The following is a 7,031-nucleotide window of genomic DNA, read 5'->3' on the forward strand; positions in this document are numbered from 1 at the left end:
CATGCGTCTTCTGATTATCGGCACGCTGAGCGGCCAGGTTTCGACGGCCGCCAAAATCGCGATCGCGCGCGGCGCCAAGGTAAGCCAAGCCGACGACGTGGCGCGCGGGCTCGAAGCCTTGCGCGGCGGCAAAGGTGCGGACCTCGTGATGATCGACGTGAGCCTCGACATCGGCGGCCTCGTCGATGCGCTGCGCAACGAGCGCATCCACATTCCGGTCGTTGCGTGCGGCATCGGTGCGGATTCGGCCGCCGCCGTGCGGGCGATCAAGGCGGGGGCCAAAGAATACATCCCGCTCCCGCCCGAGCCCGAGCTGATTGCGGCCGTTCTCGCCGCCGTCACGGAGGAAAGTGCGGCCATCGTCTTCAAAGACCCGGCGATGGGCGACACGCTGCGCTTGGCCGACCGCATCGCCGCGTCGGACGCCTCGATCCTGATCACGGGCGAGTCCGGGACTGGCAAAGAGCTGATGGCGCGCTACATCCACGTCAAAAGCAAGCGTGCGCAAGCACCGGTGATCTGCGTGAACTGTGCGGCGATCCCCGACAATCTGCTCGAAAGCGAATTGTTTGGCCACGAAAAAGGTGCCTTCACAGGTGCCGTTGCGCGCCGCATCGGCAAATTCGAAGAAGCCAATGGCGGCACGCTGTTTTTGGACGAACTCGGCGAAATGGACATGCGCCTGCAGGCGAAGCTGTTGCGCGCCATCCAGGAACGCGTGATCGACCGCGTGGGCGGAACAACGCCCATCAAGATCGACATCCGCATCCTTGCGTCGACCAATCGCGACCTCGAAGGCGAAGTGCGCGCGGGCCGCTTCCGCGAAGATCTCTATTTCCGCCTCAACGTCGTGACCGTGCGCCTGCCGCCGTTGCGTGCGCGCCCGCTCGACATCGACGTTCTGGCCGAACATTTCATGCGCAAATACGCCGAAGCCAACGGCACCGACGCGCGCGCGGTCGCACCCGAGGCGATGGCAATGCTGCGCGCCCATACGTGGCGCGGCAACGTGCGCGAACTCGAAAACACGATGCACCGCGCCGTGCTCCTCGCCAAAGGTCCGACGATCGGGCCGGAAGCGATCGTGCTGCAGGGTGCGACGCGCGCCGAAGACCGCCCGAGTGCCGGTGCCCCGCAAGGGACGAACGGCGGCGAGGCCGGCGGTCCGCGCGCAGGCCTCGTGGGCCGCACGGTCGACGACGTCGAGCGCGAGCTCATCCTCGACACGCTGAACCATTGCCTGGGCAACCGCACGCATGCGGCCAACATCCTCGGCATTTCGATCCGCACGCTTCGCAACAAGCTCAAGATCTACAACGACCAGGGCTTTGCACCACCGCCCCCCGCCGGCAACGAACCGCGCGCAGCCTATTGATGAATCGAACCAGCACTCATGGCTGAACCCAACGCCCAACCGATGCTTGAAGCCCCGGCAGCGCCCGCACCGGGTGCGCCCGGCGGCGGCGGCTTCAATCTCGGTTTCGATCCGATCGCGAGCCTGCGCCAGCTCGGCCGCCAGGGCGACGTCATGCTCGCCCTGGGCGTGTTCGCGATTCTCGTCGTGCTGCTCGTCCCGCTGCCGACCTGGCTCGTCGACATTCTGCTCGCTTTGTCGATCACCTTCTCGGTGCTGATCCTGCTCGTCTCGCTGTTCATCCAGCGCCCGCTCGATTTCAGTTCGTTCCCAACCATTCTGCTGATCGCGACTTTGCTGCGCTTGGCGCTCAATCTTGCGACCACGCGCCTCATCCTGTCGCACGGGCACGAGGGTATTGGTGCCGCGGGCGAAGTCATCCGCGCCTTCGGCGGCTTGCTGATGGGCGGCAATTTCGTGATCGGCGTGATCATTTTCGCGATTCTGATCATCGTGAACTTCGTCGTCATCACCAAAGGTTCGGGCCGCATCGCCGAAGTGTCGGCGCGTTTCAACCTCGACGCCATGCCCGGCAAGCAGATGGCGATCGACGCCGACCTTTCGGCAGGCCTCATCGACGAAGCGGCCGCACGCAAGCGGCGCCAGGAACTCGAGGACGAAAGCACCTTCTTCGGCTCAATGGACGGTGCCGCGAAATTCGTGCGCGGCGACGCGATCGCGGGCCTGCTGATCACCTTCATCAACGTGATCGCCGGCATCATCATCGGCACCACAAGCCACGGCCTCACGATCGCGCAGGCAGCCCAGTACTACACGCTGCTGACCGTCGGCGACGGCCTCGTGAGCCAGGTGCCCGCGCTCATCACCTCGGTGGCCTCGGGCTTGCTCGTGACCAAGGCCGGCATTCGCGGCTCGGCCGACAAAGCGATGTTCGGCCAGCTCGGCGGCTATCCCAAAGCGCTCGTGCTGTGCGCCGTGCTGACCGGCGGCCTTGCTCTCGTTCCAGGCCTGCCCTTCTTCCCCTTCGCCGTGCTGTCCGCGATCAGCGGCTATGCGGCGTACGAGATGTTCAAACAGCGCGAAACCCTCGAGCAGGAGGAAATTGCGCGCAAGGCGATCGCCGACGCGCCGCCGCCGCCGCCCGAAGAGACGATCCAGTCGTCGCTGCATATCGATCTCATCCGCCTCGAACTCGGCTACGGCCTGCTGCCGCTGATCAACGCCGACCGCGGCCAGCGCCTCACCGACCAGATCAAGGCGCTGCGCCGCCAGCTCGCCTCCGACATGGGCTTCGTGATGCCCTCGGTGCGCATCCAGGACAACATGCAGCTGCCCGCCACCGAATACGCGATGCGCATCAAGGAAATCATCGCCGGGCGCGGCGATCTGCGCCCGGGCCAATTGCTGGTCATGGATCCGCGCGGCGAAGCGATCGCGATGCAAGGCGAGGCCACGAAGGAGCCGACCTTCGGCCTACCCGCCATGTGGGTGGACGAGGGCTTGCGCGAGGAAGCCTTGTTTAAGGGCATGACCGTGGTCGATCCGCAGACCGTCATCACCACGCATCTGACCGAAATCATCAAAGACAACATGGCCGAGCTGCTTTCGTACACCGAGACGCAGAAGCTGCTCGACGAACTCGGCAAGGAGCACAAGAAACTCGTCGAAGAGATCGTGCCGAGTCAGATCACCGTCGGCGGGCTGCAGCGCGTGCTGCAGAACCTGCTTGCCGAGCGTGTGTCGATCCGCGATCTGCCCGCGATCCTTGAGGGCGTATCGGAAGCCACGAGCCACACGCGCAACATCACGGCGATTACCGAGCATGTGCGCACGCGCCTTGCCCGCCAGCTGTGCGAACAGAGTGCGGCCGACGGTGGCGTGGTGCCGCTCGTGACGCTCGGCCCCGAATGGGAGCAGAGCTTCGCCGAATCGATCGTGGGCCAAGGCGAAGAGCGCCAGCTTTCGATGCAGCCCTCGCGGCTCCAGGAATTCATCCAGACGGTCCGCTCGGTTTTCGAGCACCATTCGATGATGGGCGAAAATCCAGTGCTGCTGACGAGCCCGCTCGCACGGCCCTTCGTGCGCTCGATCGTCGAGCGTTTCCGCCCGGCCACGACCGTGATGTCGCAGAACGAAATCCACCCCAAAGCGCGCATCAAGACGGTGGGAACCATCTAAGCCATGCGCCTCAAAGCCTTCCATGCCGCGACGGCCGAGGACGCGATCCGACTGGTGCAAAGCCAGCTCGGCGACGACGCGCTCGTTGTCTCGACCGAGAGCGACGCATCCGGCGTGCGCGTCATGGTCGCGGTCGAGGAGGAGCCAGACGCGCCCGAGGCTGGCTTTGCGCTGCATGCTGTCGAAGACGAGCCCGACATCGCGCCCGCACGCGACGAGACCCCGCGCTTCGGACGCGGCGCCCCGCCGCCCGAACAAAGCGCGCTCGCGCGCGTGCTCGCCTTCCACAACGTGCCCGCAATGCTGGCCGCTCGCTTCGAAGACGGCCTCAAACTCGGTCGCGGCGGCAGCGATGCGGCAATCGGTGCGGCCCTCGCCCAGCGCTTGGCTGGCCTCTATCGCTTTGCCCCGCTTGCGGCCGCACGCTCGAGCGCACCACTGCTGCTCGTGGGCCCGCCCGGCGCCGGCAAAACGCTTGCGACCGCCAAGCTCGCGGCCCAGGCCATCCTCGAAGGCACGCGCGTGCGCATCGTTTCGACCGACCGCAACTCGGCGGGCGGCGTTCCTGCGCTCGCCGCGTTCGCGCAGATCCTCGACGTGCCGTTCGACATTGCCGACGGGCCTGAAGATCTGCAGCGTTTTGCCTATGCCGCGCGCGACACCACCCCACTGCTGATCGACACGGCAGCCGTCAATCCCTACAACTCGGCCGAACTTGCCGGCCTTGCGCGCCTCGTGGTTGCGACCGGCGGCGAACCCGTGCTGACGCTGCCTGCCGGCCTCGACGTGTCGGAGACCGTCGAGACGGCCGAAGCCTTTGCGCGCATCGGCTGCACGCGCCTCATCGCCACGCGCCTCGACATTGCGCGCCGCATGGGCGGGTTGCTTGCCGCCGCCGCCGACGGCACTTACGCCTTTGCCGAAGTTTCCGTTTCGCCGAGCCCTGCCGACGGCCTCGAGGCCGTCGATGCTCAGCGTTTTGCCCGCATTCTCGTGGCCGCCGCAGCCCAAGCGCGCGCGACCCGCAACCCGGAGGCCGTATCGTGAGCCAGATCCACACCCTGCCCTACGCCGAAGCCCATACGCGGGCGGTCGTCGAGACCGGCCAGGATGCAAGGCCGAGCCGGTCGCTGGGCATCATCGCGGTCGCGTCCGGCAAGGGCGGCGTGGGCAAAACCTGGTTCTCGGTCACGCTCGCCACATGCCTCGCCAAGCGCGGCCTCAAGACGCTGCTGTTCGACGGCGATCTCGGCCTTGCAAACGTCGACATCCAGCTCGGCCTGTTCCCCAAGCGCGACCTTGGCCACTATTTCGCGGGTGCGCATGCGCTTGCCGAATGCACGACCTATTATCCGACCGGCGGTTTCGAAATTCTGGCCGGGCGCTCGGGCTCGGGCAATCTTGCCTCGCTGCCGCAGCCGCGTTTTGCGCAGCTCGTGCGCGATCTCTACGAACTCTCGGCCGACTACGAAGCAACCGTGATCGATCTCGGGGCGGGCATCGAAGCGCACACGCGCGGGCTTGCGGCCTTGTCGCGCACCTGCGTGGTCGTGACGAACGACGAACCGACGGCGCTGACCGACGCGTACGCGTTCATCAAGGTGCTCACGCAGCAGCGCCAGCGCACCGATCTGCGTATCGTCGTCAACAGTGCGGCCAATCCCACGCAAGGCCAGCGCATCCACGAGACGCTGACCAAAGCGTGCCGCGAATTCCTGCGCTTCGAGCCGCCGCTGCTGGGGGTCGTGCGCCGCGACGGGCGCGTGCGCGACACGATCTATGCGCAAACGCCGCTGCCCGTGCGCCATCCGACGGCGCATGCGGCACTGGACGTGGACGCGATCGCGGCCCGTCTGCTCGAGCGTTTGTGAGCGGGTCGGTCCCAACGAACCTCCCGCCCAGCGGCGCCCCGTCGCCGAGCCCAGCTGCGCCTGCGGCACAACCGTCGCCACCGCCGACTGCCGCAAATTCCGCTGCAACGCCTGCGGCAGCCGCACAAGGCCAAACGGCTGCACCGCCATCCCCACAGCCGCCCGCGTCGCCTGCGATTGCCGCAGCTGCGGCCGCGACGGCCGAACTTCTCGGCCGACTGCGCAACCAGTTCCTCGCGGCGGCCGCACAAAGCACCACGCTCGCGACAGCGCTTGCCAATGAGGGTCAGCTTCTGGGCCAGATCCTCGGCAAAGACGCCACGGGCCAAACTTTGGTCAAGACCGATGCGGGCCAGGTCGCGCTGAAATTGCCGCCTGCCGTCACGCTGCCGCAGGGGGCAGCCGTCACGCTGCTTCTCTCAGGCGTGCCCAAAGCCATGCAAGCGCAGATCGTGCAATTGCAGCTGCCCACACCGGCGGCACCGTCAGCACCTCCGCCGCCGCAAGCGCCAGCCGCCCAAGCGCCGGCGGCACAGATCGCGCAAGGCGTGCAAACGCGGCCGATACTGGAACTCGCCGCCACCGTCGTCGGGACAGCACCGCCGAAACCGGACGCCGGCGGCTTGCCGCGATTGGTCACTGGCACGACCGTCCAATTGCGCCTGCCGAGCGAGGCAAAGGTTCCATCGCAGGCAGGGCCTGCGGCTCAAGCCCCGCCTTTCGGCGCGCCCGCGGTACCCGCAAGCACCTCGGCGACCTTGCTTGCCGCGCTTGCAGCGCCACCTGCACCGGCGACGGCGAAGGTGCCGGCCGGCATGGAGGCGCGCGTGCTGGCGCAGCTGCCGGGCGGCCAAGTCCTGCTCGATACGCCGATCGGACGGCTCGCCGCAATCTGGCCGCCGGGCCTGGCGCGCCCAACCGAAGGCGCCAAGCTCGCCGTCGAACTGGCCGCCTTCCAGCCCCCGGCAAAACCGGCCGCCGACGATGCCGGGCCACTCAAATCGAACGTACCGCTCGCGCGCGAGTGGCCGGCCCTCAAGGACGCGTTCAAGAGCCTTGCCGAGGCAAGCCCGGCCCTTGCCCGCCGCGTGCTTGACGAAGCGATCCCGCGCCCCGGCCCAAAACTCGCGGTGCAGATCATGTCGTATCTGGCCGCGGACCGCACCGATGCGCGCAGCCTGCTGGGCGAAACGGTCGCAACGGCTCTCGAGCGTTCCGGGCGCAGCGACATTCTGCAGCGCCTCGACGGCGACCTCAAAGAAATGCAGCGCCAAGCCGCCGTCCCGACCGATTGGCGCGTGGCCTATGTGCCGTTCCAGGACGGCGGCGAACTGCGGCAGCTGCGCATCTTCTCGCGCCGCGAGCAGGCCAAAGACAAAAAGGACCGCGATTCGAAACGCTTCGTCGTGGAAGTCGCATTCTCCGAGCTCGGCGATGTGCAGATCGACGGGCTCATGCGCAAACCCAAGCTCGAGCTGATGCTTCGCACGCACCGGCAGATCCCGCCCGATCTGCGCGACGAAATCGAAGTCGTGTTCCTCGAAGGCTGCAGCTTGGCCGGCCTCGCGGGCCGCATCTATTTCCAGGCCGGCGAACGCTTCCCGGTC

Annotated in this window: 5 protein-coding genes; all 5 read left to right on the plus strand. The window is 67.0% G+C overall.

The genetic code is table 11. From position 1 onward, the window contains the following. Nucleotide 1 precedes the first annotated feature (1 nt). Nucleotides 2-1,375 (plus strand): sigma-54 dependent transcriptional regulator, encoded by a 1,374-nt coding sequence (locus O9320_13830; protein MCZ8311927.1) that lies wholly within the window; start codon nt 2-4, stop codon nt 1,373-1,375. Nucleotides 1,376-1,393: 18 nt separating this feature from the next. Beyond that, nucleotides 1,394-3,553, plus strand: a complete 2,160-nt coding sequence (gene flhA / locus O9320_13835) for a flagellar biosynthesis protein FlhA (GenBank protein ID MCZ8311928.1) — start codon at nt 1,394-1,396, stop codon at nt 3,551-3,553. 3 nt (nt 3,554-3,556) lie between these two features. Further along, entirely contained in the window at nt 3,557-4,600 is a 1,044-nt protein-coding gene (locus tag O9320_13840; GenBank protein MCZ8311929.1) for a hypothetical protein, read from the plus strand. Further along, nucleotides 4,597-5,424: a MinD/ParA family protein gene (locus O9320_13845; protein MCZ8311930.1), complete on the plus strand. Its 828-nt coding sequence runs from the start codon at nt 4,597-4,599 to the stop codon at nt 5,422-5,424. The genes O9320_13840 and O9320_13845 overlap by 4 nt, the downstream gene beginning before the upstream one ends. After that, the coding region (locus O9320_13850) for a hypothetical protein (GenBank protein ID MCZ8311931.1) at nt 5,421-7,031 on the plus strand (1,611 nt) is incomplete at its 3' end. The genes O9320_13845 and O9320_13850, both read left to right, overlap by 4 nt.

Source organism: Magnetospirillum sp. (assembly GCA_027532905.1).
In the GTDB taxonomy this organism is placed as follows: Bacteria; Pseudomonadota; Alphaproteobacteria; order CACIAM-22H2; family CACIAM-22H2; genus Tagaea.

Bases quoted from the DNA above. Each gene is read 5' to 3' on its own strand.
- O9320_13830 (MCZ8311927.1), top strand. From the start codon at position 2: ATGCGTCTTCTGATTATCGGCACGCTGAGCGGCCAGGTTTCGACGGCC.
- O9320_13840 (MCZ8311929.1), top strand. From the start codon at position 3,557: ATGCGCCTCAAAGCCTTCCATGCCGCGACGGCCGAGGACGCGATCCGA.
- flhA (MCZ8311928.1), top strand. From the start codon at position 1,394: ATGGCTGAACCCAACGCCCAACCGATGCTTGAAGCCCCGGCAGCGCCC.